General features: G+C 59.5%; 17 protein-coding genes and 1 pseudogene. 9 read left to right on the plus strand and 9 right to left on the minus strand.

Translation table 11 applies throughout. The features are described from left to right. Window positions 1-468: 468 nt before the first annotated feature. Genes BLO49_RS00190 through BLO49_RS00200 form a run of 3 tightly spaced genes read left to right on the plus strand, consistent with a single transcriptional unit; the run spans window position 469 to window position 3,057 of the window. Window positions 469-1,248 (plus strand): ABC transporter substrate-binding protein, encoded by a 780-nt coding sequence (locus tag BLO49_RS00190; protein ID WP_090642745.1) that lies wholly within the window; start codon window positions 469-471, stop codon window positions 1,246-1,248. After that, window positions 1,245-2,240 carry a FecCD family ABC transporter permease gene (locus tag BLO49_RS00195; RefSeq protein WP_090642748.1) on the plus strand — a complete coding sequence of 332 codons (996 nt, stop codon included), beginning with the start codon at window positions 1,245-1,247 and terminating at the stop codon, window positions 2,238-2,240. The genes BLO49_RS00190 and BLO49_RS00195 overlap by 4 nt, the downstream gene beginning before the upstream one ends. 55 nt (window positions 2,241-2,295) lie before the next feature. Continuing rightward, a complete protein-coding gene (locus tag BLO49_RS00200) occupies window positions 2,296-3,057 on the plus strand; it encodes an ABC transporter ATP-binding protein (protein WP_090642751.1) in 762 nt (253 codons plus the stop codon). A 31-nt stretch (window positions 3,058-3,088) separates the two neighbouring features. Here BLO49_RS00200 and BLO49_RS00205 read toward each other — a convergent pair whose 3' ends face one another. Continuing rightward, the gene (locus tag BLO49_RS00205) at window positions 3,089-5,497 is read right to left on the minus strand and encodes a lytic transglycosylase domain-containing protein (protein WP_090642754.1); all 2,409 of its coding nucleotides are present in this window, start codon (window positions 5,495-5,497) and stop codon (window positions 3,089-3,091) included. A gap of 176 nt (window positions 5,498-5,673) precedes the next feature. Here BLO49_RS00205 and dapA point away from each other — a divergent pair. After that, window positions 5,674-6,564 (plus strand): annotated as a pseudogene (gene dapA, locus BLO49_RS00210) (4-hydroxy-tetrahydrodipicolinate synthase); the annotation flags it as partial. 231 nt (window positions 6,565-6,795) lie between these two features. Continuing rightward, on the plus strand, window positions 6,796-7,272 hold the full coding sequence (gene smpB / locus BLO49_RS00215; protein ID WP_090642757.1) for an SsrA-binding protein SmpB: 477 nt from the start codon (window positions 6,796-6,798) through the stop codon (window positions 7,270-7,272). On the opposite strand, the gene BLO49_RS00220 is transcribed toward smpB, so the two are convergent. From BLO49_RS00220 to BLO49_RS00230, 3 genes are all read right to left on the minus strand, one after another. Further along, on the minus strand, window positions 7,269-8,048 hold the full coding sequence (locus BLO49_RS00220; protein ID WP_090642759.1) for an SDR family oxidoreductase: 780 nt from the start codon (window positions 8,046-8,048) through the stop codon (window positions 7,269-7,271). The two genes, smpB and BLO49_RS00220, sit on opposite strands and share 4 nt — an antisense overlap. Window positions 8,049-8,051: 3 nt before the next feature. After that, window positions 8,052-8,480 (minus strand): VOC family protein, encoded by a 429-nt coding sequence (locus BLO49_RS00225; RefSeq protein ID WP_139159587.1) that lies wholly within the window; start codon window positions 8,478-8,480, stop codon window positions 8,052-8,054. Between the two features lie 169 nt (window positions 8,481-8,649). Beyond that, window positions 8,650-9,237, minus strand: a complete 588-nt coding sequence (locus BLO49_RS00230; RefSeq protein ID WP_090642761.1) for a LabA-like NYN domain-containing protein — start codon at window positions 9,235-9,237, stop codon at window positions 8,650-8,652. 33 nt (window positions 9,238-9,270) lie between these two features. Between BLO49_RS00230 and folK the strand changes: the two genes are divergently transcribed. After that, a complete protein-coding gene (folK, locus tag BLO49_RS00235; RefSeq protein ID WP_090642762.1) occupies window positions 9,271-9,801 on the plus strand; it encodes a 2-amino-4-hydroxy-6-hydroxymethyldihydropteridine diphosphokinase in 531 nt (176 codons plus the stop codon). Here the strand turns inward: folK and BLO49_RS00240 are convergent. After that, window positions 9,774-10,763: a DMT family transporter gene (locus tag BLO49_RS00240; protein ID WP_245678800.1), complete on the minus strand. Its 990-nt coding sequence runs from the start codon at window positions 10,761-10,763 to the stop codon at window positions 9,774-9,776. The two genes, folK and BLO49_RS00240, sit on opposite strands and share 28 nt — an antisense overlap. A 241-nt stretch (window positions 10,764-11,004) precedes the next feature. Between BLO49_RS00240 and BLO49_RS00245 the strand changes: the two genes are divergently transcribed. Continuing rightward, on the plus strand, window positions 11,005-11,502 hold the full coding sequence (locus BLO49_RS00245) for a thermonuclease family protein (RefSeq protein WP_090642765.1): 498 nt from the start codon (window positions 11,005-11,007) through the stop codon (window positions 11,500-11,502). A 202-nt stretch (window positions 11,503-11,704) separates the two neighbouring features. Then, the gene (locus BLO49_RS00250; protein ID WP_090642766.1) at window positions 11,705-19,210 is read left to right on the plus strand and encodes a beta strand repeat-containing protein; all 7,506 of its coding nucleotides are present in this window, start codon (window positions 11,705-11,707) and stop codon (window positions 19,208-19,210) included. Window positions 19,211-19,480: 270 nt separating this feature from the next. Here the strand turns inward: BLO49_RS00250 and BLO49_RS00260 are convergent, their stop codons facing one another. After that, the gene (locus tag BLO49_RS00260) at window positions 19,481-22,726 is read right to left on the minus strand and encodes an autotransporter outer membrane beta-barrel domain-containing protein (RefSeq protein WP_090642770.1); all 3,246 of its coding nucleotides are present in this window, start codon (window positions 22,724-22,726) and stop codon (window positions 19,481-19,483) included. A 157-nt stretch (window positions 22,727-22,883) separates the two neighbouring features. Next, window positions 22,884-23,069, minus strand: a complete 186-nt coding sequence (locus BLO49_RS00265; RefSeq protein ID WP_090642773.1) for a DUF6496 domain-containing protein — start codon at window positions 23,067-23,069, stop codon at window positions 22,884-22,886. A 129-nt stretch (window positions 23,070-23,198) separates the two neighbouring features. Between BLO49_RS00265 and BLO49_RS00270 the strand changes: the two genes are divergently transcribed. Next, entirely contained in the window at window positions 23,199-23,552 is a 354-nt protein-coding gene (locus BLO49_RS00270) for an arsenate reductase (protein ID WP_090642775.1), read from the plus strand. On the opposite strand, the gene BLO49_RS00275 is transcribed toward BLO49_RS00270, so the two are convergent. Next, a complete protein-coding gene (locus BLO49_RS00275; RefSeq protein WP_090642777.1) occupies window positions 23,545-23,931 on the minus strand; it encodes a DUF2147 domain-containing protein in 387 nt (128 codons plus the stop codon). The genes BLO49_RS00270 and BLO49_RS00275 overlap by 8 nt on opposite strands. 58 nt (window positions 23,932-23,989) lie before the next feature. Continuing rightward, window positions 23,990-24,778 (minus strand): siderophore-interacting protein, encoded by a 789-nt coding sequence (locus tag BLO49_RS00280; RefSeq protein WP_090642779.1) that lies wholly within the window; start codon window positions 24,776-24,778, stop codon window positions 23,990-23,992.

Raw genomic sequence — 24,778 nt, forward strand, 5'->3', positions numbered from 1 at the left:
GCAGGCCGGAGGGCGACCACAGGCATAATCCGCAGAACATCAGCCCGATGATGATAAACAGGCTGAGTTGCTGCCAGGAAAGCCCTGAACGTGCGGAGAAAGATGCCTTCAGAGGGGAGATGGCCGCGGGGCCGCGCCAGGGGGATGACGACCGTGAAAAAACCTGCTTTAAAGCGGCCTGGGAAAATCTGAAATGCGACGTTGCGGCATCCGAGTCTGCGGATAACCACTTATCGGTAAATGTGCGCAAGAGCGCATCGCTTCTTCGATATGGTTTCATTTTGAAACGCCCCCCGAATAGACATAAGGCGCAGGTTTTGGTGCCGAATAAACCAATTGGAAGTAGGCGGTTTGCGAAAAAAATACACGCGTGGGTTTATTTTTTGGGGTGCGTCCGGGGTAATTCTTTGCCTGTGCGCCGTTGCCGCCGTCATATGGGCGGGTCGGTTGCCGCCAAGGATTGTACCGGTGGCGGGGACGCAGCCGCTGAAGGTCGTTTCGCTCGATGGCTGTGCCGACCAATATGTGCTGGCCCTGGTGCCGCGTAGCCAGATATTAGGTCTGTCGGATCGGGCGCGCCTGCCGGATTCCTATTTCCGCGAACGTGCGTCGACGGTGCGGCGTATACAACCTAATCTGGAAACCATCCTGGCACTCAAGCCAGACATAGTGGTGCGGACATGGGGCGGGGACTTGAACCTGATTAAGGCGCTGGAAAGGCATCACATCCGCATCGTAAATGTCAATGACATCACAAACTATGACCAGGCCAAGCCGGAACTTTTTCGCGTCGCCGCCGAACTGGGGCAGGACGCCGGCGCCGGCATAGAGGCCCGCAGGTTCGACCAGGCCATGGCCGCGATCCGGCCGGTGGGCCAGGGCCGAACCGCGCTGTACTACACGCCGGGGGGATATAGCGCTGGTCCGGACACCATGGTTGGTGACATGCTGCAAAGACTGGGTTTCAAACTGGAGACTCAGAATAAGGGGTTCTTCTACCTGTCGCCCGAGGTTCTTCTCAGCATGAAGCCCGATATATTCGCCCTGGCCTTTTATGATGACCATTACGCCATGCGGCGGGTGCCGGGGCGGAATCCACTGGTGCGGGCGAAAATCGCGGCGTCGCCCAATTTCACCCTGCCGCGGCAATCGGTAAGCTGTTCGGGTTGGTATACGGCCTATGACCTCAGCGAACTGTCGCAATCGCCACTGACGGGCAGCGGCGGGCTTAAGGCGGTGCCGCAATGACGCTTTCGCTCCGTAGTCTATCTCTGGCGCTTGGCATGGCGATTGTCGGTCTGCTGATTGTCCTGATGCTCTTCGGCGATGTGGCCATGAGCGGCGACATGTGGTTCGATGCGTTCTTCCGCTGGAACTCATTGCCGGCGGAAATCATCTGGGGCATCCGCTTGCCGCGCAATCTGGCAGGTGTCGGTGTTGGGGCTATGCTCGGCATGAGCGGCGCCCTGATGCAGGGATTGCTGCGCAATCCGCTGGCGGAACCGGGCCTGCTTGGCGTTTCTGCCGGTTCGGGACTTGGGGCGGCGCTGGCGATTGTGTTCGGTCTGGGTTTGACGCCTTTTGCCGTTGAAGGGTTTGCCCTGGCCGGCGCGGTTCTGGTCGCCGTCATTCTGCTGGTTTTCGTTCAGCGCTTTCCACAGCGTCAATCATTGATCTTGTTGGGGGTCGGACTCTCCAGCCTGTGCGGCGCCCTGATGGCACTGGTCTTCAACCTGTCACCATCGCCGGTCACCACGTCCGAAATGCTGAGCTGGATGATGGGTTCGGTGCAGAACCGAAGCTGGTACGATGTGCTGATGTGCCTCATCGGTCTGGCGGTTGTATCCGGCCTTTCCTTACGCCTCGGTAAGGGATTGCGTTTCCTGACCCTGGGGGAGGAAACCGCGCGTTCCATGGGAATTGATATGACCCGCCTGACCCAGGTGATTGTCATCGGCTCATCGCTCCTAGCAGGGCTTTCGGTATCAGTGGCGGGCGTAATCGGTTTTGTCGGCCTGGCGGCGCCGCACTTCGTTCGCGCCTTTGGCATCAAGGATCCGTTTACGCTTATCTGGCCGTCAGCCCTGACCGGCGGATTGATGGTGCTTGTGTCGGACGGCCTTATCCGCCTGCTGCCGCCCACGGCCGATGTCCACCTCGGTGTCCTGACCTCGCTGGTCGGAGCGCCGCTTTTCGCCATACTGGCCTATAAGAGCGCCAGAAGCTGGATGCAGGACTGATTTACTTGGCGCGCTTTTTACTCCAAAAAGTGCGGACACTTTTTGGAAAGCGCTTATGCCGAACCTCCGTCTCCAGTCTGTCAGCATAAAACTCGGGCGTGACATCGTGGTTCATGAGGTGTCGGCCGAACTGGCGCCCGGCAGGCTCTACATAATGGTCGGCCCGAACGGCGCCGGCAAGACGACCCTGCTCAAGGCCATGACCAGCCTCATATCCCTGCAGTCGGGTATGATCAGCTACAATGGCCTTGATCTCGCCTTGCAGCGGCCGGGCGTGCGTGCCGAGCACATCGCCTACCTGCCACAGGAACGCAGCATCGCCTGGGATCTGAGCTGTGTCGATGTGGCTGCCCTGGGCGCGCAGCATCTCGAACCTGAACTGGCCCGGCAGAAGGCATTTGCCGAACTTCAGTCCCTGGGGCTGCAGGAGGTTGCCGATCGTGGCGTCTTCAAGCTTTCAGGCGGTCAAAGAGCGCGGGTGTTGCTGGCGCGGGTAATGGCCAGTCCGGCCGATGTTCTGTTGTTGGATGAACCCCTGATCGCGCTTGACCCGGCCTGGCAGAGGCAGGTGCTGATCCGTCTGAAGCAGCGTGCCGAGGCCGGCCAAACCGTGATCCTCAGCCTGCATGACCTGCATCTGGCGGCGCAGTTCGCCGATACCGTCCTCCTGATGGACAAGGGACGGCTGGTGAAGATGGATGTGCCGGAAAAAATATTTGTTCCCAGCCTGTTATCGGAAGTCTTTAATCTGAAAGGCGAGTTGATTGCCGGCGAGGGACAGAAGACTCTCAGGCTGGAGAGCCTGCCGCTCCTTTAATCGCGTTTCTTCTTCGTCGATTTCTTCTTTTTTACAGACTCGGCCTTTTCTTTTTAGCCGCTTTCGCCGTTGTCTTCTTCTTGGCTGGCTCCGCCTTCGCCACCGGGTTAGGGACCGGCCTCATGCTGACGGGCGGGTTTGGCACGGGCGCCATAGTGGTCGGGGCAGGGGCTGTCGCCGTTCCGGTCAGTTGCGCCGCAGCAGCCGCATTGCTCGTTACGCCCTTGTTGTAATCGGCATAGCTGATCGGAGCGTCGGGCGAAGCGACATCGCTGAATTCAGGTCCGGTGAAAGGGCCGATCGGGCCGGGGAAGCCGCGCTGCACATCGGCCATGGCGGTGAGGGGCGCGGTGCCGCCATTCAGGCGGGCGCGATAGACTCGCATGTTTTCCGTCACGCGCATCATATAGTTGCGCGTTTCGGTGAAGGGGTGGCACTCGATGAAGGACAAAGGATCGGCAGTGGCGCCGCGCGGATCGCCACAGGTGTCGATCCAGGTCTGCATCCGGCTGGGGCCGGCATTATAACCGGCGGCGGCCATGATGTAGGAGCCGTCGAACTTATCCACCAGTTCGCCCAGGTGATACTTGCCGAGCGTCATATTGTATTCCGGTTCGTAGAGTGCTGCATCGCCACTGTAGCCGATGCCCAGGCGCCGGGCGACGGCCCTTCCGGTGGAGGGGATCAACTGCATCATGCCGCGGGCATTTGCGCCGGAACGCACGCTGGGATCGAAACTCGATTCCTGCCGGGTAATGGCCAGCACGAAAGCGGGTTCCGGCCCGGACACATTCGGTACGCTGCGTACGGGATAGGCGCGTTCAGGGAGGTAGAAGCCGCGCTGCATGGCCACACGCGCCACCTTCATGGCCATGAGCTGTGAATCGTACTGCCCGACCAGATCGACCAGCAGCGCCTCTTCCTCGGCATTGGGCATGACATCATCAAGATGCAGCACCAGGGCGCGGAACAGGTCCAGTTCGCCGGCCTGACCGAGAAGGCGTGCGGCCTTGATCATTTCGCGGCCCTCGAAACGGGCACGATCGGCGGCACTTGGTACCGGATCTTTGCCGAGCGTGATGGTCTTGATGCCGGCTTTTTCCGCCGCCATCTGGCCATAGAAGGCGTATATGTACTGACCACCTTGTTCGTAATAGCGCTGGGCGAGGGTGGCGTCGGCGTCGATGCCATTAAGCGCCGGATGGTTGCGGGCTTCATAGGCGCGGCCCAGCCAGTAGTTGGCCCGGCCTTGCGTGATCGGCGAGGTGCCGGCGGTGGCCAGGGCCTGGAAGTGGCGGATGGCCGAATCTGTGTCGTTCAACTTAAGGAGTGCCATCCAACCGGCAAAGAACTCCGCTTCGGCCATGCTTTCACCGGGATCGAAGCCCCCGTTGTTCATCGCATCATAGGCAGTGCGATAATTGCGGGCCTTCAGGGCGGCTTTGAAATAGCCAAGGCGAAGGGAATAAAGCTGGCTGGCCGCTTCCGGGCTGGCCGAAGCCTGGGGCAGGTCGGGCAGTAACTGGAAGCCGAGCGTTTCCAGCCCTTTGCCGTTCAGGTATTTGGCGCGGGCAAAGGCGAGCGCGGGATTATGCGGATCGCCGGCCAGCGCCGTCTGATAGAGCCCGTCCGAGGCCGCCGAACCGGTACGCATGGCGATCACGGCATTGGCGACATCAGCGTCATGCTGACCAACATAGGCGGTCATGTCGCGGATCGTCTGGGAATTGGCATTCTGGTAGTTGATTTCCAGGCAAAGCAGGCGCGCCTTGTGGTCGTCCTGATTGAGGTAGGTGCCAAAGGCCTGATAGAAATTCGCCTGGGCGAGGGAATCGAACACCTTAGTCCGCCACCAGCTTTTGGCCAGGGCGCGGGCCTCATCAGTACGCGCCAGGTTGCCATAGGCCGAGATCAGGGCCGTGGCGCCTTCTGTGGTCTGCGGCGGCGCACCCTTGAACCAGTCGACAATCTGCTGCGCCGTCATGCCCGACAGGCCGATCAGCTTTTCGGCGGCGATCTGGCGCTTGGATTCGCGCGGCCAGCCCCACAGGTCACGGCGGGCGGCATCCAGCGCGGCGAAACTGTAGATATTGCCGTCATTATTGATGATAGTCCAGGTGACGATCTTGCGTGCTACTGGATTGCTCAGGCCTGCGGCCAGCGAATCGGCCTGGGCGAAATTACGTGACTTGGCCGCGGAAAGCGCCTGCTCCAGCAAATCCATATCGTTGCCACTGAGGCCGGACGGGATATAGGGGCGCGCCGTATCGGTCGGCATAGGCATGGTCGCCTGCGGCACGTCATTCACTTCAGGCGCCGGATCATCCTGGGCAGCCACGGGTTGCAGGGTGCCCAGGGTGAGGGCGCTGACACCGGCGATCAAAAGGGTCTTGCGAATAAAGGGATTGAGCTTACGTATCTGGCGGTCAGTCGGGGTCATAATAATCCTGTCATTGGGCCAAAAGCGGTATGGCCGAACTATAGGCGATAGTTTCTTTTTAGAAAGCCATTGCGGCGAATGCTTTGTGTATCTATGGCTATTTTTATATATTCCCAAGCCACAGATGGCCGAAAAACCACAACTTTCCGTGTTTGCGGTGAGACGAGAGTAGACGAATGACCGATACATCTGCCCAGCCCCTGTTTCGCGGTGTGATTACCGCCCTGGTGACGCCGTTCAAGAATGGCGAGGTGGACTATGCGGCCTTCGAGAAACTGATCGAGCTTCAGATAGCAGCGGGCGTTCATGGCGTCGTGCCGGTCGGCACCACGGGTGAAACCTCGACGCTTTCCATGGAAGAGCACCGCAAGGTGGTCGAATTGTGCGTACGCAAGGTGGGCGGGCGGATCAAGGTGATCGCTGGCGCCGGTTCCAACAATACTGCCGAGACCCTGGAACTGGCGCATCACGCCAAGGCCGTGGGCGCTGATGCTGTTCTGGTAGTCGCGCCCTATTACAACAAACCCTCTCAGGAAGGTTTGTATCAGCATTTCAAGGCTTTGAACGATTCCGTTCAGATTCCGGTTCTGCTCTATAATGTCCCCGGCCGCACGGTCGTTGACATGAGCAATGACACCATTGCCCGCCTGGCGAAGCTGCCCAACATTGTCGGCATCAAGGACGCCACCGGTGACCTGGAGCGTATCAGCCAGCAGCGCCTGCTGATCGATGGCGACTTCTCCTACATTTCTGGCGATGACCCGACTCTGCTGGGTTATCTGGCGCATGGTGGCCACGGCGTGATCTCGGTGACCTCTAATGTGGCGCCGGCGCAGGTCGTGGCCATGTATGAAGCGGCCGCTCAGGGCGCCTTTGATACCGCCCGTCAGTGGCAGGACAAGCTGATCACCCTGCACAAGGTGCTGTTCGCAGACTCGTCACCGTCGCCGACCAAGTACGCCATGAGCCGGCTGGGCATCTGCACAGATGAGGTGCGTCTGCCGATCGTTGCCTGTTCGCAGGGCGTGCGGCCGCTGGTCGATCAGGCGCTGGCTCTGGCGGGGCTTGAGACAACTGTTCGACAATTAAGCCGCGATGAAACTATTTCATTAGTGTTCGAAAAGCTGAAGAATGGTGAAATCATAGATGCCAAGCAATTAGAGCTTGCAGGAGCATCTGAATATGACATTCGTGGTGGAGTCGATGCTGCTCGTCGTCAAAACATGAATGTTGTTAGTTTGGGTCATAGCACCTTTAAATGGCAACTTCAGCCCGGTATTTACGAAGAGTAGAAGTCGTTGGCAGAAAAAGATCAGTCCAATTACAAGACGATCGCCGATAACCGGCGGGCGCGATTTGATTATTTCCTTGAGCAGAATACCGAGGCCGGCATTGCTCTTACCGGCACGGAGGTGAAGTCCCTGCGCTCCGGCCGGGCCAATATCGCGGAATCCTATGTCAGTATCGAGAATGGCGACGAACTGTGCCTGATCAATGCCGATATCCCGCCCTATGGCCATGCCAACCGCTTCAACCACGAGCCGCGCCGGCCGCGCAAGCTGCTGCTGCACCGCAAGGAAATCCACCGGTTCATGATCGCCATCCAGCGCGAGGGCATGACGATCATCCCGACCCGGCTCTATTTCAATGACAAGGGCATGGTGAAACTGGAGATTGCACTCGCCAAGGGCAAGAAGAATCATGACAAGCGTGAAGCCACCGCTGAACGCGACTGGGCGCGAGATAAAGCGCGTCTGATGCGGGATAAGGGTTAAAGGACTCCCGGAAAAGCGCCGCCATCGATCAGCAGGCTCTGACCGGTGATATAGCCTGCCTGGGCCGAGCACAGAAAGGCGCAAGCCGCACCGAATTCATCCGGCTCACCGAAACGTCTGGCCGGAATGGTCTGGCGGCGTTCATCGCGGATGATTTCAATATCGACGCCACGCTGTTCGGCATTGCGTTTCTGGCCCGATTGCAGCCGATGGGTGTCGAATGTCCCCGGCAACAGGAAATTGATGGTGACATTGGCATGGGCCACGCTACGCGCCACGCCGGCCAGGAAGCCGGTCAGGCCGAGGCGCGCGCCGCTCGACAGATCCAGCCCGTTCAGCGGCATTTTCACCGAGCCGGAGGTGATATTGACAATGCGGCCGAAGCGCCGTTCGACCATGCCGTCGATCACCCGCTGCACCAGTTCGATTGGCGTTACCATATTGCCGGTCAGTCCTTCCAGCATGGCGGTGCGGTCGATCTGGCGGAAATCACGATAGGGCGGGCCGCCATTGTTGTTGACCAGTATATCGACTTGCGGCACGGCGGCGATCAGGGCATCTTGCGTCTCCGCCAGACTGACATCGCCGGCTACCGGAATGACCTGCGCGCCTGTCAGCTCGCGTATTTCTGCCGCCGCGGCTTCCAGCTTTTCCGCATCGCGGCCATTGATGACCACTGTGCAGCCGGCGTGGGCCAGTTCGATGGCGCAGGCTTTTCCCAGCCCGTCGCTTGAGGCGCAGACAATGGCATAACGCCCCCTTATTCCCAGATCCATGAATTACGCCTTATGCTCCGAAATCGACAGCAGATTGCCGTCCGGGTCCTTGAACCATGCCACCTTGTCGCCACCCGGCGCCGTCCATACGCCATGTGGTGTCTGCGCTGCGCCGAGCCAGTCATAGAGCTCGAACTTGATATCAAGCGCGGTCATAGCGAACACCTTGTCGTCGATATTGGTCACCTGAAAGCCGAAAACCGTATAGGGTGCGACATGTAGCTGTGGCGGTTTGGTCAGAGGGATGAGTGTCGAGCCGGAACGCAGAACAAGGGCGTATTCATCGCGGCTGAAAACGGTCAGGCCCAGAATGCCTTCATAAAAGGCGCGGGCCTGATCGAAATCGCTGACGGCCAGAAATCCCATCGGCGTGGCGTCACGCAAGGGCAGCGGGCCGGCCGGTGCGGATTTGGTCAGATTAAGTCCGAGCATGGCATGGACTCCGCAAATCATACCGCGTCAGCATGACGGCACCCGGCATAAAAAATCAAACCGGAAGCTAAAGCACTTTCCGAAAAGTGTGACGCACTTTTCGGATTAAAAAGTGCGTAGAAGCAAAAAATTAGAGCGCCGATCTGATCCAATCAGATCGGAAAACGCTCTATACGGTCTCGTCGTAATCTTCCTCGGCACCCAGGAATTTTGGCGGGTTGTGGCTGGAGCGCGGGCGGCCGACGACATTGGCCAGGTCTGCGAGATCGACGAAGGTATCGGCCTGGCGGCGCAGTTCATCGGACGTCATGGACGGCTGTGACTTGACGGTCGACACCACGGTGACGCGGGCGCCCTTGCGCTGGACGGATTCGAGCAGGCGGCGGAAATCACCGTCGCCGGAGAACAACACCAGATGATCGGCGTGTTCGGCCATTTCCATCATGTCGCAGGCGATTTCGATATCCATGTCGCCGCGCCAGCGCTTGCGGCCCTGACTGTCGGTATATTCCCTGGCGGTCTTGGTGATCAGGTGGAAGCCGTTGTAATCGAGCCAGTCGACCAGCGGCCGAATCGGCGAGTAATCGTCGCCCTCGACCAGAGCGGTGTAATAATAGGCGCGGATCAGGATACCGCGTTTGCGGAATTCATCGAGTAGCTTGCGATAGTCGATGTCGAAATTCAGCGCCTTGGCGGCTGAATAGAGGTTGGCACCGTCAATAAAAAGCGCGATACGGTCGGTCGGATAAAAGCTCATGGCTATACGCTATCCTGAAAATGTGCAGTTAAAATGGCAGGCGAAGATAAGAATATGTCCGTTTTTATTGCCTACGGTTCCAACCTGTTGTCTGGTCCGGTGACTGCATCGCAAGCTTTCAGCGAGGTTGTCAAGAACTTGCAGGCGCGGGGACTGATTGTGAACAGGATTTCACGCCTGTGGTCTTCAAAGGCCTGGCCAAATCCAGACGATCCAACCTATGTCAATGCTGTCCTGCAGGTTGAAGCGAACTTGCAACCTGCTGAATTGCTGTTGCTTTTGCATGACCTGGAGCGCGAGGCCGGGCGTGTGCGCGATGGACGCCTCAATGCACCGCGCGTGCTTGACCTTGACCTTATTGCTTATGGCGAACTCATTATGAGTGGCGAAAACGGCCCGATCCTGCCGCACCCGCGCGCCGCCGAGAGGGCCTTCGTCATGGGGCCGCTGGCGGAGATTGCGCCAGACTGGGTGCATCCGCAATTAAAGCAGACGGCGGCTGAGCTTTTTAAGGCGGCTACAGTCGGCACAGACGCCTATCCTTTGGATACGGCTGCTTCCTGACGCGTGGCGCGCTGATCGATCCAGACATAGAGGCCGACCCCCGTAAGCACCAACAGGGTGCCGGAGATATCGGCCAGGCTGATGTGCTGGCCGAGGATTAGGCCGCTTAGCACCAGCGTAAAGATCGGATTGATAAAGCTGATAATGGCGTTGGCCTGCGAGGATATCCGGCTCAGGGCGAAATTGGTCAGGTAGCTCGGCAGGACCGTGGCGCCGATGGCCAGACCGATCACCAGGGTGAGCAGGGGCGGGGTCATATGGATATCGCTCACCTTATGGACGATGAGGAAATGGATGCCGGTGGCCAGAGCCGCGCCACTCATGGCCCAGGATGTGAAGAGTGATGGCCCCATGCGTCTGATCAATGGCTTGGCCAGCAGAAGGTAGAGCGCGAAAGCGACGGAAGAGACTGTACACCACAGCACACCGCTGATCACGGCCGAGCCCTGGGTGCGCAGGTCGGTCAGGAAGACCAGCCCCAGGCCGATATAGCTGATGACGAAGGCCCAGACCGCCTTCAGGCGCATGGGTTGTTTGAAAAACAGGGCGCCGAACAGGATAACAAATAGCGGATACGTGAAAAGGATCAGGCGCTCGAATTGCGGTGACAAGGTGGTCAGGCTCTCGAAGTCGGTATAGCTGGCCACCCAGTAGCCGAGGGCACCGACGCCCAGCGTGCGCAGGTAAAGGCCGGGATTGCGATCGATCGGCGGCAGGTCATGCGTGCCTTTCGCCTTGCCGCGGAGGAAGGTGATGAGCCCGAACAGGATGAAAAACGGTGTCGCCACGGAAAGCCGCAGCGCCATCAGGGCCGAGGCATCGACCTGATAATTATAGGCCAGTTTGATCCAGATGCCCTTGCTGGCGAAGAGAAACGCGCCCAGCATGGCGAGAATGTACCCGCCCCAGGTCAGGAACCACGGCGTGGAAAGTGGGGATTTCTTTTCAGAAGGTTCAGACATTTCAGGGCCTTTGTGGGCGCCTGTTGAAATCATGCGCCCCGGAGTTCGGGAAGGGGCGCGGATCGGACGATCTTACGCCTTGGGTTTCTTGCGCGAAATGAGGCGCACGGACTTGCACGCCCAAATAAGCTTGGACATGATATCGAAGTGCGTCAGCGCGAAGGAATTGGCGAAATTAGTGATCATGAGCGGGCACTTAAGGGGTTTGATGATACTAAGCAATCGCAAAAAACGGTTTCCGATGTCACGTTCGGTTACGTTCTGTTTGACCCTGAGTGTTTTGACCCTGAGCGCTTTGGCCCTGAGTGTTCTGGCGGCGCCGGTTCTGGCCAGGCCGGCCATTATTTCCGGTATGGCCTATGTCATTGACGGTGATACGCTTGTAATTCGCAAACGGCATATCCGCCTTTTCGGTATTGATGCTTTTGAGCGCAATCAGACCTGCGGGCGGTTTCGCTGTGGCACCGAGGCGCGAAAGGCATTGCGCGACCTGACAAAGGGCCGGACGCTAACCTGCGAGACGAAGGCAATTGATACCTACGGCAGGACTGTGGCGGCTTGCAAAACATCTGACGGCCGTGATGTGGGGGGCGAAATGGTTCGGCGTGGCCTTGCGGTCGCTTATCGTAGTTTCTCTACACAATATCTCGGTGACGAATCCTATGCGAAATCTCACCATCTTGGCGCCTGGGGCTATGGTTTTGAAAGTCCGCTGCAATACCGCCGGAAAGAGCGCTGAAACTATGGCAATATGTTGATAAAGCTGCGTTATTACAAATGCTTGCGAAATTTGCCTTTATTTTGCCGCATTTTTCTCCAAACGTGATATATGGGTGCTAAAGGCGGGTGAGTGGGTGTAAAATACACCTGGCTTCTGACATTGCAGGCTGCGCTGCCCCTTTCAATCTAACCATTTGAAGGTAGCAGGGAAGCGTACGCGCGTGGTCAGCTCCGTTTATTCGTCATACAGTGTCAGCCAGATCGCCGCCCTAACGCCGGCCACTGTCCGGTCGATGACGGCGACGGATATCGCCTCCCTGTCAGGTACGCAGATTTCGGCCTTTGGCGTCGAGGTCATCCAGGCGCTGAACGCCACACAACTGGCCGCCATTTCCACCACCCAGATGAAGGCGCTGACGACGACCCAGATCGCCGCCTTCACTGCCAGCCAGATGACCTTTTCCGGCAAGCAGTTGTCGGTATTGCTCGAAGCCCAGATGGAAGCCTTCGGCGTTGAGGAAATCGCCGCCCTGACCACACAGCAGATCCAGGGGCTGACGGCGACGGATATCGGCGAGTTCTCGACCCAGCAGTTCTCGGTCCTGTCCCCCGCCCAGATTTCGGTCCTTTCGACCCTGCAGATCAAGGGCATGGATGCGGACCAGCTTGGTATTCTGACGACGACCCAACTCGCCGCCTTTTCCCCGACGCAACTTTCGGGGCTGAGTTCAACCCAGATGAAGGCGCTACCGGCAACGATCATCGACGCCATGACGACGACGCAATTGTCCGGCCTGACCTCCACCCAGATCAACTGGATGGGGGCGACTGGCCTGGGCGCGCTCGATGCCAGCGATTTCGCCAGCCTTTCGGCCACCCAGATCCAGGGTATGACCACCACCGAGGTGCAGTCCCTGACGACGGCGCAACTGAACGCCCTGACCTCCACGCAACTGGCCGCCCTGAACTCAACCCAGATCCGGGCACTGACGGCGGATGAGCTAAATGGCCTGAACGCCGGCCAACTCAGCGGCCTGACCTCGACCCAGGCCTATTACCTCCAATCCACTCAGTTAAGCCAACTCACGACGACCTTTATCGGCAACCTGAATGAAACCCAGTGGACGGCGCTTTCGGCCACGGCGCTCCGGGGCTTGAGCAACGACCAGATTGAGAGCCTGAGCGCCAGCCGGGTCAGCCAGATGACGGCGACCCAAGTCAAGGGACTGACCGAAACGCAGATCGACGCCTTGTCCCCGGTTCAGGCGGCGGGCCTGACAGAGACTCAGGTTTCAGCTTTCAACACCACACAGATAAAGGGGCTGGATACGTCCTTCCTGACCGGCCTGTCGGCGACGCAGGTCGGCGCCCTGACATCGGCCCAGTTGAACGCCCTGACCGACCAGCAGGTCTACAGCCTCACCGAAACCGAGCTTGGCCTGTTGCGTACCGACCAGATTAAGGGGTTGAGCCTGACGGCCATGCAATCGCTCAGCACAACTCAGGTTCTGGCGCTGGGGTCTACGCAGCTCAATGCACTCAGCGTGACGCAGATCAAGGGTTTGACGGCGGACGACATTGGCGTCCTGACCGTTACGCAATTGTCAGGCATCAGTTCCACCCAGATTGCCGGCCTGACGACCACTCAGGTTAGCGCCCTGAGCCCGGACCAGATCGGTAACCTGACGGTGACCCAGATCAAGGGGCTGACGGCCGCTGGTGTTGGTGTGCTGAACCAGGATCAGCTACAGGCGCTTTCCACCGCCCAGCTCAGCAATCTGACCTCCACCCAGATCGGCGGACTGGGCCAGGATATCATCAGTTCGATCAGCAATACCCAACTGGCGGCAATGACGGCCGGCCAGATATCGGCCCTGGGGTCAAAGGCGTTGCAGGGGCTGACGGCGGATCAGATCGGCAGCCTGAACACCACGCAGTTGCGCGCCCTGACCGTGACCCAGATCGGTTGTCTCAGCGAAGACCAGATCGCCAGCCTCAGCCTGACACAGATCGCGCTCCTGACGACGACCCAGATCAAGGGGTTGACGGCGACGGATATCGGCACCCTGGCCAATACCCAGGTTAATGCCCTTTCGGCCACGCAGATGGCGGCCCTGACGATTGGCGCCATCAAGGGCTTAAGCGAAGCCCATATCGCCGGCCTGACGACCACGCAGATCAGGGGGCTGCCGACCACCTTGATCGCGGCTTTGACCACAAGCGAGATTTCCCAACTCAGCACTGCGCAACTGGCCGCGCTTGGGATGGATCAGTGGGCGGCCATGACGTCCAGCCAGGTCAGCGCGCTCAGCGAAGACCAGGTGAGCTCACTCACCACCACGGTTCTGCGATCATTATCGACGACACAACTAAAGGGGCTGAATGCCACCGATATCGCCGAACTGAGTAATACGCAGATTGCTGGCCTGTCGGAAACCCAGGTCTCCGGCCTGACGGCCACCCAGGTGGCCAGCCTGTCCTCAGAAGACCTTTCGGCATTTACCGCCTCGCAACTGGCGGCCCTGACAACGACACAGATGAAGGCCCTGAGTGCGGATCAGATCGCTTCGCTCAATCCGTCGGATCTGGGGCGCTTCAGTGCGTCCCAGTTAAATAACCTGACCTCGGTGCAGATCAAGGCACTGACCACCGACCAGATATCGCAACTGACAACCACCCAGATATCGGCGCTTTCGACCACCGGCCTGAGCGGACTTAAAGATACCCAGGTCGCGGCGCTGAGTTCGACCCAGCTCAATGTCCTGACGACAAAGCAGATCGTGGCCCTGACCACGACGGCGGCCGCCAGCCTGACCCCTGATCAGGTGGCAGGTCTCAGTACCACCCTGTTACGGGCAATGAGCACTACCCAGATCGGCGCACTCTCCAATGACGAAATCGCCGCGCTGACCGCATCGCAAATAACGGCCCTGGTCACCAGCCAGATCAAGGGGATGACGGCGACCCAGCTTGGCGCCATCAACGATACACAACTGGCGGCCCTGACGTCTACCCAGATGACTGTTCTGACGGCGACGCAACTGGCCGGTCTCAGCTCGGACAAGATTTCCGAACTGACCGCAAGCCAGCTTTTGAGTCTGAGCAGTGCCGCTATCGCCGGTCTCAGCGGCGGAAATCTGTCAGGACTGACCACAAGCCAGATGGCGCTGCTATCAACCACCCAGGTCAAGGCGCTGAGCGCCTCCGGTCTGTCCGGCCTCACGACCGAGCAGATCACGGCGCTCAGCACGACCCAGATCCGCTATATCAATACGGCGGCGGTCAAGGGACTGACGGGCGAACAACTCGATGCCTTCGATACCTCTACCCTGCAATCCCTGACGACCACCCAGATCAGGAGCCTGAACCCGACCCAGATCGCTGAACTCAATCCGGACGACCTGGCGAGCCTGACGACCACCCAGCTTCGTAGCCTGACCATCACGGAGGCCGGTGCGCTGACGGATGATCAGGTCTCGGCCCTTAGCATAACCCAGGTCGGCAGCCTGGCCACCTCGCAGATCATGGGATTGACCGCTACGGCGATCGGCGGTTTGTCGGAAACGCAGATGGCGGCCTTAAGCACCAGCCAGATAGCGGCGCTTTCCAAGGGCGGAATGGGCGGCCTCAGCAATACGCAGATATCCAGTCTGACGGCGACCCAGATGGCGGTATTCAGCGCTGCCCAGATCGCCGCCATGAGCGCCGACCAGGTGGCCGGTCTTTCCACCACCGCCCTGTCATCGTTGAGCCGGACGCAGCTTGGCGCCCTGACCTCCACTCAGATGCAGGCACTGACCAATGACCAGATCGCCAGCCTGACCACCACCCAGATCAATGCGTTTTCCGCCACGGCGATCAGTGGCTTGAGCGGGGCGCAGGTATCGGCGCTGACAGCGGATCAACTGGCGGCCCTGAGTACCCGGCAGATTGCCGCCCTGAGCGGCACGGGTATCGAAAGCCTGTCGACAACCCAACTGCAAAGCCTGACCACGACACAGTTCCGGTCACTCACGGCAACGCAGATCGCCCGGTTCAGTGAAGACCAGATCGCTGCGCTGAGCGCTTCGGAAATCGCCGCCATGACAACTGCGCAGATAGCTGCCCTGACAGCGACAGAAGCCGGGGCGCTGCAGCCTGAGCAACTGTCCGCCCTGACATCGACGCAACTTGCGGCCCTGACCGTGACGGCTTTTGGCGGCCTCACGGCTGATCAGATGGCGGAACTGAACACGACGCAGTTGAACGGCCTGGCGGCTCAGCAGATCGCCTCCCTGACCGAGGATGAAATATCCGGACTGACGGTGACGATCCTCAAGGGCATGTCCACGACGCAGATTCGGGGACTGACTGCGACCGGTCTCGCCGCCTTCAGTGCCGATCAACTGGCGGCCTTCAATACCACCCAGATCGGCGCCTTGACCACGACGGCGCTGGCCGGACTGAACGACAGCCAGGTAGACGCCCTGAGTGATGATCAGTTGAAGGCCCTGACCTCGACCCAGCTTGGTGTTCTGACATCAACGGCACTTGGCGGCCTGACTTCCGGAGATATATCGCTTCTGACCACGACGCAGGTTAAGGGCCTGACGGCGGCGGAAATCGGTTATCTGTCAACGACACAGCTCAAAGGGCTTTCGGCGCTCCAGATGTCCGGGTTGACCACGACCCAACTCAAGGGGCTGACCGCCGACGAGGTCGGAAGCCTGAGCGCGACCCAGATGGCGGCGCTGGACCGGACCCAGGTCGCCAATCTGTCGGAAACGGGCGTCAGTGGGCTGACCTCGACCCAGATATCGAAACTGACCACGACCCAGGTTTCCAGCCTGACCTCGACCCAGATCGGCGCCCTGACCGAAACCCAGGTGAGGGGGCTTTCCACCACCCTGCTGGCTGGCCTGACCTCAACCCATATTTCCGGCCTGACCACGACCGGTATTGCGGCGCTGGAAGAGAGCCAGGTCGCCAGCCTGACGACCAGCCAGGTCGCCAGCCTCAGCCTGACAGCCCTCGGCACCCTGTCATCGACACAGGTGGACGAACTGACCGCTACCCAGTTGCACGCCCTGAGCTCCACCCAGCTCGGCGGGCTGTCGGAGACCGGCATAACTGGCTTGTCCGTGACAGATTTCGCCACCCTGACCACAACCCAAATCAAGGGACTGACCGGTAGCCTCATCGCGGCCCTGACCACAACGCAGGTGGCCGGACTATCGACGACGGATATCGCCGTTTTCTCGACGACGCAGATGAGCAGCCTGGCCTCGACCCAACTTGAAGTCCTGACAGCCGGGCAACTGGGCGTGCTGACCTCGACCCAGGTCGGTGCCCTGGCGACGGCCAGCCTCGGCGGGCTGACTTCGGACGGGGTCGCGGCCCTGACCACGACCCAGCTACGCGGGATCAGTTCGACCCAGATAGGTTATCTGAATGAAACTAATATCAAGGGCCTGACCACGACCCAGTTGATGGCGCTCACGACCACACAGATCAAGGGACTGAACGCAACCGAGGTGCAGGCCCTGTCGCAGACACAGCTATCGGCCTTTTCCACGTCGCAGCTTGCTGCGATATCAACCGATGGCATTCAGGGGCTGAACGACGATCAGATCGCCGGCATGACCCTGACGCAACTGATCTCCATGACCTCGACCCAGCTTGGTTCGCTGACCACCAGCCAGGTGGCGGCACTGAATGCCACGCATCTGTCGACCCTGACCACGACCCAGATCCATGGCCTGACGCAGGCACAGATCGGTGCGCTGAACCCGGATGAATTATCCGGCCTGACAACGACAGGGGTGGCGAGCCTCTATACCAGCCAGGTTGCCGGTCTGACCTATACGCAGTTGGGCGCCCTGACGACGACCCAGGTCGGCGCTTTGGCGACAACCCAGATGGCTGCCATTAGTCCGGACGCGATTTCAGGTTTGACGGAAACCCAGATCGGCAATCTGACGACCACGCAGATAGGGGCCCTTGGCGCCACGCAGGTGGCGGCCATGGAAACGGAAGACGTGGCGGATCTGAATGTCACGCAGATCGCCGCTTTCAACAGCACGCAACTGAAAGGCCTGACCACCACCCAGATCGGCAATCTGACGACCACCCAGGTCCAGGGACTGACGACGACCCAGGTTGGCAATCTGACCACCGTGCAGCTCAAAGGGCTGACCACGACGGAGATGGCCGTCCTGACATCATCCCAGCTCCAGGCGCTGACGACAACCCAGATGGCGGCCCTGTCGGTGACGGCGGTCAGCGGCTTCACGGAAACGCAATTGCAGGCCCTGACGACCACGCAACTCAAGGCCCTGACCTCGGTTCAGCTAGGCGCCCTGGCGGCCACCGGCATAGCAGCCCTGACTACAGCGCAACTGGCCGTCCTGACCTCGACGCAAATGTCAGGGCTGACCACAACCGAAACCGCGGCCATTACAACCACGCAACTGGCGTCATTGACATCGACCCAGCTTTCCGGCCTGTCGCCCAACGGCATGGCCGGGCTGACGGCGGAGCTTGTAGCGGCGCTTTCGACGACCCAACTCAAGGGACTGAGCGCCACCCAGCTATCGGGCCTGTCCACGACCTATATAGGCGGCCTGACGTCGGCTCAGATCGGCGCGCTGACCACGACCCAGCTAAAGGGGCTGACGGCCGATCAGATGGGCGCGCTTTCGACCACCGATATCGGCGCCTTCAGCACCAACCAACTGGCCAGTCTGACGACGACGCAACTGACCGGTCTGGTGTCGACCGGGGTCAACGCCCTGTCGACAACCCAACTGGCGGCCTTGAGCTCCGGGCAGATCAGTGGGCTTTCCACGCGTGGCCTGTCCGGACTGACCTCAGGCCAGACGGCCGCGCTGACCACCACCCAAATATCCGGCCTGACCCAGACGCAGATGGGAGCCTTGACCACCACCGTCATCAACGCCCTGACCCAGACGCAGATTTCGCAATTGACGATGGTTCAGTTCGGCTCGCTGTCCGGCACAGGCGTGGCAACCCTGCTCGAAGCGCATATCGATTCGATCACGACGACCCAGATCGCCTCCCTTTCGAACACCGGCATCAGCGGCATGACGGCAACGGAAATGGCGTCGCTGTCGCTCGATCAACTGGGCGCGTTCAATTCAACCCAGATCAGCGCCTTGTCGACCGATGCCATCAGCGGCCTCACCGAAACTCAGATCGAGGCCCTGACCCTGACGCAACTGGCTGGCCTGACCGCGACACAGATCGGATCGCTTTCGGAGGCGGATATTTCCGCCCTGGGCACTACGGAAATTGCTTCTCTCACCACAACGCAACTGGCCGGGTTGGTGCGGATGCAGCTTCGCGCCATGACGACGGCCCAGATCGCAGCGCTCACGACGACGCAGGTCGGCAGCCTGTCGGCGACGCAGCTTTCCAACCTGACGACAAACGAGATTGCCGCTCTGACGGTGACGCAATTCAAGACCTTGTCTTCCAGCCAGTTCGGCGCTCTGACGGTGACGCAGCTTGATTATCTGTCACCGGGCGAGATGGCGGCGATATCCGGCATCCAGATCAGCGGCCTGACGACAACGACGATGTCAGTTCTGGGGATGACCTTCCTGAGCGGGTTGAATACCTATCAGATCGAGGCCCTGACTCCCCAGCAGATCAGCTACCTGACACCCACCCAGATCGGCAGCCTGTCCGCCATCCAGTTGGCGGCCCTGATGGCGGCCCAGGGATAACGAGCGGATAAGCGGGAAAGGGGCCGCCGCATCGTTTTTTTACGCCGTATGATCATTGCCGCACCGGCATTTTATCCGAATGCGCACATGCTGTCCCGGCTGTTCAAAATCAGGAGGGCTATTATGTCTGCAATATTGCCGCCGGACCCCGGTTCAGGTGCGTCCAGCCGGGATAGGTTTCCATGGAGCGCGGTCGTCATCATCGGCTTTTCCATATTCGTCGTCGGGTGGATGATTATGACCGCGGGCACCATGTAGACCGGGGTGATCCTAGAACTGGAAGCGCGTGCGCAGGGACACCGAGGTGTTGGTATATTCCGGCAGTTCCTGGTATTCGGCTTCGATCGAGAAGTAACTGTAGGGATTGTCGGCCGACAAGCGGAAACCAGCCACGGGGCCGCCGCCTTCGATATTGCCGCCCACCAGGGTAAAGCTGTCGCCGCCGGTGAAGTTCGCTACCGTGTCTGGCAGGGTGGCGGATATGTTTTGCTTGTAACCCACCCACATTTCCGGCTTCAGGAATGATGTCCTGTAACTGAGGTTGAGCAGGGCCGTGGAACTCAGCAAATGCCCGTCACGCGCCCCCACTGTAAGATCGAAATAGTCGCCGCCACCGCTTTCCGTATGGTCATTTTCATGAAGCTGGTAGTAGTCAGCCAGGACTTCAGGCGTGACCGCCCATTTGCCAAGTAGGAAATCGTACGAGGCGCCCGTGCCGGCGCTGACCGAATAACCGTCCCACTTGGCCGTTGCCACATGATCAACGGTCGTGGTCAGGATGTTTCGCGTGCTCTTGAAGGTGTCGTAGCCGGCGCCGGCGTGCAGCCAGGCTTTCAGACCACTGGTGTTGAGGCGCCAGTAGGCGCCGATCGTGAGATCAGAATTGGACATCCCCTCCGCCGCCAGGGCGAAGGTGTCGCGGGGCGAGGCGGAAGTAATGGAGAGATAGGTGCCGACCATCTGGTTGCCATAGACCTGTTTTTCGCGGCCGCCGGCGAAGCTGAAGCCGGTCGATTTGAACCCGGCCGTGTCGCTGTAGGCGCGATTGATGGCGTAGCCATATTCCTGGAGCCAGTACTGCCCGCCATTATTGTCCGGGATCAGGGTCAGGTTGCTTAAGGAGCGATTCAGCGAGGCCGAACCGACAGACAGAGAGATCAGATTTTCACCGGAATAATCTGGCAGGTACTGGTTGTAGACCTGATCAAAGGCGTCCTTGTCGGTAGCCGCCAGCAGGGATGACCGGGCGCCGGAATCCTCGGCCACCACCACCAGAACCGGCATAAGCGCGGCGTACTGGTTGCTGGAATAGCCGGCTTCGCCCTGCGTCTTCAGTCGGAAATTGGCGGTCAGCACTGTATCCGTATCATTCAGCGTCAGGTCGGAATGATAGAGGTAGGGAATATAACCGTCCAGCGTCGAGGTGGTCATGTCTCCCAGGCTGATGCTGGAACCGGTCAGGACCGTGAAACTGGTCGGCGTGCTCAGGATCTTGTCGAGAGTGAGGTACAGCTTGGCGCCGTCATCAAAGGCCACCGCGCCGGAGCCGGACAGGATTGGCACGGTCGGCGTATCTACGGCCAAAGTCAGGGCCATGCTGCTGTCCGAACCGACATGCAGGGTGCTCATCCGGACCGAACTGCCAGCCAGCAGGCCGGCGCTGGCGCCACTGTCGATATCCATGGCGATGTCGCCGGACGAGGTCAGCTTGCCGAGATAGACGGCATCATTGGTCAGGCTGAAGCTGCCAGTGCCCGCGCCGTAATCCACATTGCCGTAGATGTAACCGCCGGAGGACGACAGGGTGTCATTGCCGGAGCCGAACAGGATGTTGCCGTAAATATAAGGCGCGGCGATCGCTTCGTCATCATCGCTGTCGGTCGCGTTGTTGTCTGTCTGGGTGATGGTAACGCCGGTCGTATTGGTGCTCACATCAATGGCAGTGGCCTTGCCGGTGATCGTATCCGTCGTGCCGTCGCCGTCATCATCGCTCGCGGTAATGGTGGCGCTGATCGTGCCGGAATTGCTGATGGAGGTCAAGGTGCCGGAGGTATCAGAAATGGCGGTGGCACTTCCGGTCGAGCCGGAAGACGAGGCGTAGATGCCGGAACTGGCGGCGACATTGATGGCCGGCAGGGTGGCGCCGGACGCGATGCTGACGGCCGTCGCCTCGCCAACATTGGAGACCGTATAGACCGTATTGCCATCTGCATCTTCCGCGGAGGTGAGGTAACGCGTCGTGGTGGCGGTGACGGTGCCGTCGATATCCAGACGCGGGGTCGTGGCACCGCTCAGCAGGGAAATGGCGGTGGCGTTTCCGCCGTAAGAACTGGCGGTGATACTGCCGGCATTGCCTATGCCGTTCTCGATCGTCGTCGGATAGCCCGTGCCGCCGATTTGCAGGGCGGTGGCATTGACGCCGGGATGCACGCCGTAAGCGCCGATGCTTCCACGATTGAGCAATCCGTAATTGACAGAAGGGGGATCGATGGCGGTCGAGGCATAGGTCAGGCCGCCCAGGGTAATGTCGCTGCTGGCAGAACCAATGGCCAGGGCGGGGGCGGAGCCATATTGCGTCAGGCTGGCCGTGGACTGGACCGTATCGGTCAGGCCGTCGCCATCCTCATCTGTATTGCTGTCATCCGTGCTGGTCACGGAAGCCCCAAACAGGACGCCGTTAGCGACATTGCCGGCGATGCTGACCAAAGGGCCAACCTGAAGCAGGTTATTGGCCGGGATCAGGTTTTCATAAACGGCCTGAGTCAGCGCTGAGGTCGAGCTATAGGCCGTGCCGCTGTATGAACCGTCGATGATCAGGTTGCCGCCCAGATCACCTGCAAGCGTGATCGCTGACGCGTTTGCGCCAAGGACGCCAACCGATCCGGACAGATAGACATTGCCGGTAACGCCCTTTTCCAGCGAAATGCCTGTGGAATTATCACCGATCAGCGTCATGGCGCCATCATAGGTGAAGGCGCCTTTGATCTGATTCTCGAAGCGGATGCCGTAAGACTGGTTGCCCTCCACGTCGATGACGGAATCGCTTGTGATATATACGTCGCCAACGAAAGGCGATGCGCCGGTGGAATGGATGCCGTAACGGCCGGTGCCTTCGGCCCAGGGCGCGTCAGTGTAGCCGTCTTCGGTCCCGTCGAGACTTGTGGTATCCGAGGCCGTGTAATCGTCCGTGACCGTGATGTCGCCGGTCAGAACCAGACCCTTGGTACGGTCGGGAAAGTCGGTGATCAGAATGCCGGTCGAGCTCGACTCCGAGCCGGACATGGCGATGCTGCCTTCAAAATCAAGCGAATTGTCGCTGTCCACCGTAATGGCCGTGCCGCTGGTCAGTGTGATTGAGCCATCGGAAGTGACGGTAAGATCGCCAGCTGAACTGGTGACAAGGGGCGTGGTGGTGGCGGTCGAAATCGAGGTTTCGGCAAGTGCCTGCGTGCCAAGCCCTCCGCTGCCGAGAACCAGTCCGAGGGCTGTAGCGGTCAGGAGGCTGTGTTTACGCATGATGTCGGGATTCCAGTTTCGGTAAGGCCATGAAGCCGTGCGAAAATGAAAAATCAGAAGGGCTCTATTAAGTCCGCTTTGATGCAGTCCTGACACTCCGCAACAGGATTGAAATGAAAAGGCGCCCCGCAGGGCGCCGTTTCATGAATATGAACGGTCAGTGATGCGCGTGGCTGTGCGACTTGTTGCCTCTTTTCGGAATGTGCGCCTCATGCATGGCTATGGCGGTCGCCTGCTTGCGGCTGGTGACCTTTTTGCCGCTGCCGCTTTTCAAATCGCCTTTCTTGAATTCGTGCATGACCTTTTCGACCTTCTTTTTCTGGCCGGATGTTTCCTTCGGCATGACTATGCTCCTTTGAAAGCCCGCCCCCGTGAATTAGAAAGCCTGGCGGGTAAAAATGCCATGTGGGCGCAGAGGCGGGCGGCAAAATAGTCATTGGCGAGACAGCCAAAAACAGGCATTCAGTCGGGCATGACTCTGATTCTATACGGCATACCGAACTGCGATACGGTGAAGAAGGCGCGCAACTGGCTGATGGCCAATGGCGTCGCGTATGAATTCCATGATTACAAGAAGGCCGGCATCGATGCCGCGCATCTCAAGGCATGGTCGGGAAAGCTGGGCTGGGAAAAGGTACTCAATCGCGCCAGCAGCACCTTCAAGGGGCTGCCCGATGACGCGAAGCAGGGGCTGGACGAGGCAAAGGCCATAACGCTGATGATGGCCCAGCCGTCGATGATCAAGCGGCCGATTTTCGAGAAAGACGGACAGGTTATTTCCGGGTTCAAGCCGGACAGCGCGGAACTCAAGGCCCTGCTTATCTGACGCGCGTCCAGGTTTCGGAGCGGCAGATGCGGTCACCGAGCAGGCACTCACGGCTGTAAAGGGTGGTGCCCTTAAGGTTAAGCGTTGCCGCGTATGTCTTGCCTTCCCTTGGGCTGTAAGCCTTGCCCTTCCAGTTATTGGCGCCATCGGGGATCAGGTCGTAAAATACCTTGTCCCCGATGCGGGCTTTCGTTTTGACGGCTGGACTGAGCCAGGCGATCGTACCGCACACCCCCACGGACTGGCCACCGGCGCAGGGCGCAAAAGCGATTTGTGCCTGACCGTTTGAGCGTTGCCAGTGACCGGACAGATCCGCCGCCAGTACCGTGCCCGGAATGGACAGCGAAAATGCCAGCAGAAGTGATAATGATAAACGCATAGCATGCCCAACCTTTGACGCCAGTATAGGCGTTGTTTATCTCAACTTCAGTTAAAAATCAGTCGATCGTTTCATGAGCGCCGGCGTCGCCATGTCGCCAGTAACCCGACGCCTTGATCCATGACGGGTTGACGCCGTGATCATCGATCAATTGTTGACGGATAAGTTTGGCCTGTGTGCTTTCGCACGCCACCCAGGCATGGACAATACCTTGCGGCAGGTGCATGGCCTTGAGCGCGTCATTGAGACAGTTGGCGTGGCTACCCTGGCGATAGATCCAATGGACATGGACTTCCGCCCCTGTCTCAAAAGATACGCGGTCTTCCAGTCCATCCACTTCGGCCACTACGCAGACCTTCGTGCCTTCCGGTAGTTCTTCCAGCCGTCGCGCGATGGCGGGGAGGGCGGTGTCGTCGCCGATCAATACGTAATGGTTAAAGGTGGGTGAAATCAACATTGATCCTCGTGGCCCGCCGATATTGAGAATGTCGCCGATCCTTGCATTCGTGGCCCAGGTGGTGGCCGGCCCGGCCTCATGCAGCGCAAACTCGATATCAAGAGTCTGCCCGTCAAACCGGCGCAGCGTGTAGTCGCGCATGATGGGCTTGGGCCCATCACCTGGCGGCAGTCCCGGCTCCGGAAGGATCAGGATGCCTGTATCCGGATCAGGAAAGAACAGTTTGATATGGTCATCGAAACCCAGGCTCTGAAAGCCGGTGAAGTCGCCGGCAAGCGTGATGCGCCGCAGGTGAGGCGTAACCGCCTTCACCTGCGTGACGGTCAGTTCACGGCGGCGGGTTTCATAACGGACGCGGGTAACCGAACGCCCATCGGTCAGCGCATCCAT

Origin of the sequence: Asticcacaulis taihuensis (assembly GCF_900100255.1) — a bacterium.
GTDB classification, from domain to species: domain Bacteria; phylum Pseudomonadota; class Alphaproteobacteria; order Caulobacterales; family Caulobacteraceae; genus Asticcacaulis; species Asticcacaulis taihuensis.

Coding starts and splice junctions, on each gene's coding strand:
- BLO49_RS00195 (WP_090642748.1), top strand. CDS start 1,245: ATGACGCTTTCGCTCCGTAGTCTATCTCTGGCGCTTGGCATGGCGATT.
- BLO49_RS00200 (WP_090642751.1), top strand. CDS start 2,296: ATGCCGAACCTCCGTCTCCAGTCTGTCAGCATAAAACTCGGGCGTGAC.
- BLO49_RS00205 (WP_090642754.1), bottom strand. CDS start 5,497: ATGACCCCGACTGACCGCCAGATACGTAAGCTCAATCCCTTTATTCGC.
- BLO49_RS00220 (WP_090642759.1), bottom strand. CDS start 8,048: ATGGATCTGGGAATAAGGGGGCGTTATGCCATTGTCTGCGCCTCAAGC.
- BLO49_RS00225 (WP_139159587.1), bottom strand. CDS start 8,480: ATGCTCGGACTTAATCTGACCAAATCCGCACCGGCCGGCCCGCTGCCC.
- BLO49_RS00230 (WP_090642761.1), bottom strand. CDS start 9,237: ATGAGCTTTTATCCGACCGACCGTATCGCGCTTTTTATTGACGGTGCC.
- folK (WP_090642762.1), top strand. CDS start 9,271: ATGGCAGGCGAAGATAAGAATATGTCCGTTTTTATTGCCTACGGTTCC.
- BLO49_RS00240 (WP_245678800.1), bottom strand. CDS start 10,763: ATGTCTGAACCTTCTGAAAAGAAATCCCCACTTTCCACGCCGTGGTTC.
- BLO49_RS00245 (WP_090642765.1), top strand. CDS start 11,005: ATGTCACGTTCGGTTACGTTCTGTTTGACCCTGAGTGTTTTGACCCTG.
- BLO49_RS00260 (WP_090642770.1), bottom strand. CDS start 22,726: ATGCGTAAACACAGCCTCCTGACCGCTACAGCCCTCGGACTGGTTCTC.
- BLO49_RS00265 (WP_090642773.1), bottom strand. CDS start 23,069: ATGCCGAAGGAAACATCCGGCCAGAAAAAGAAGGTCGAAAAGGTCATG.
- BLO49_RS00270 (WP_090642775.1), top strand. CDS start 23,199: ATGACTCTGATTCTATACGGCATACCGAACTGCGATACGGTGAAGAAG.
- BLO49_RS00275 (WP_090642777.1), bottom strand. CDS start 23,931: ATGCGTTTATCATTATCACTTCTGCTGGCATTTTCGCTGTCCATTCCG.
- BLO49_RS00280 (WP_090642779.1), bottom strand. CDS start 24,778: ATGGATGCGCTGACCGATGGGCGTTCGGTTACCCGCGTCCGTTATGAA.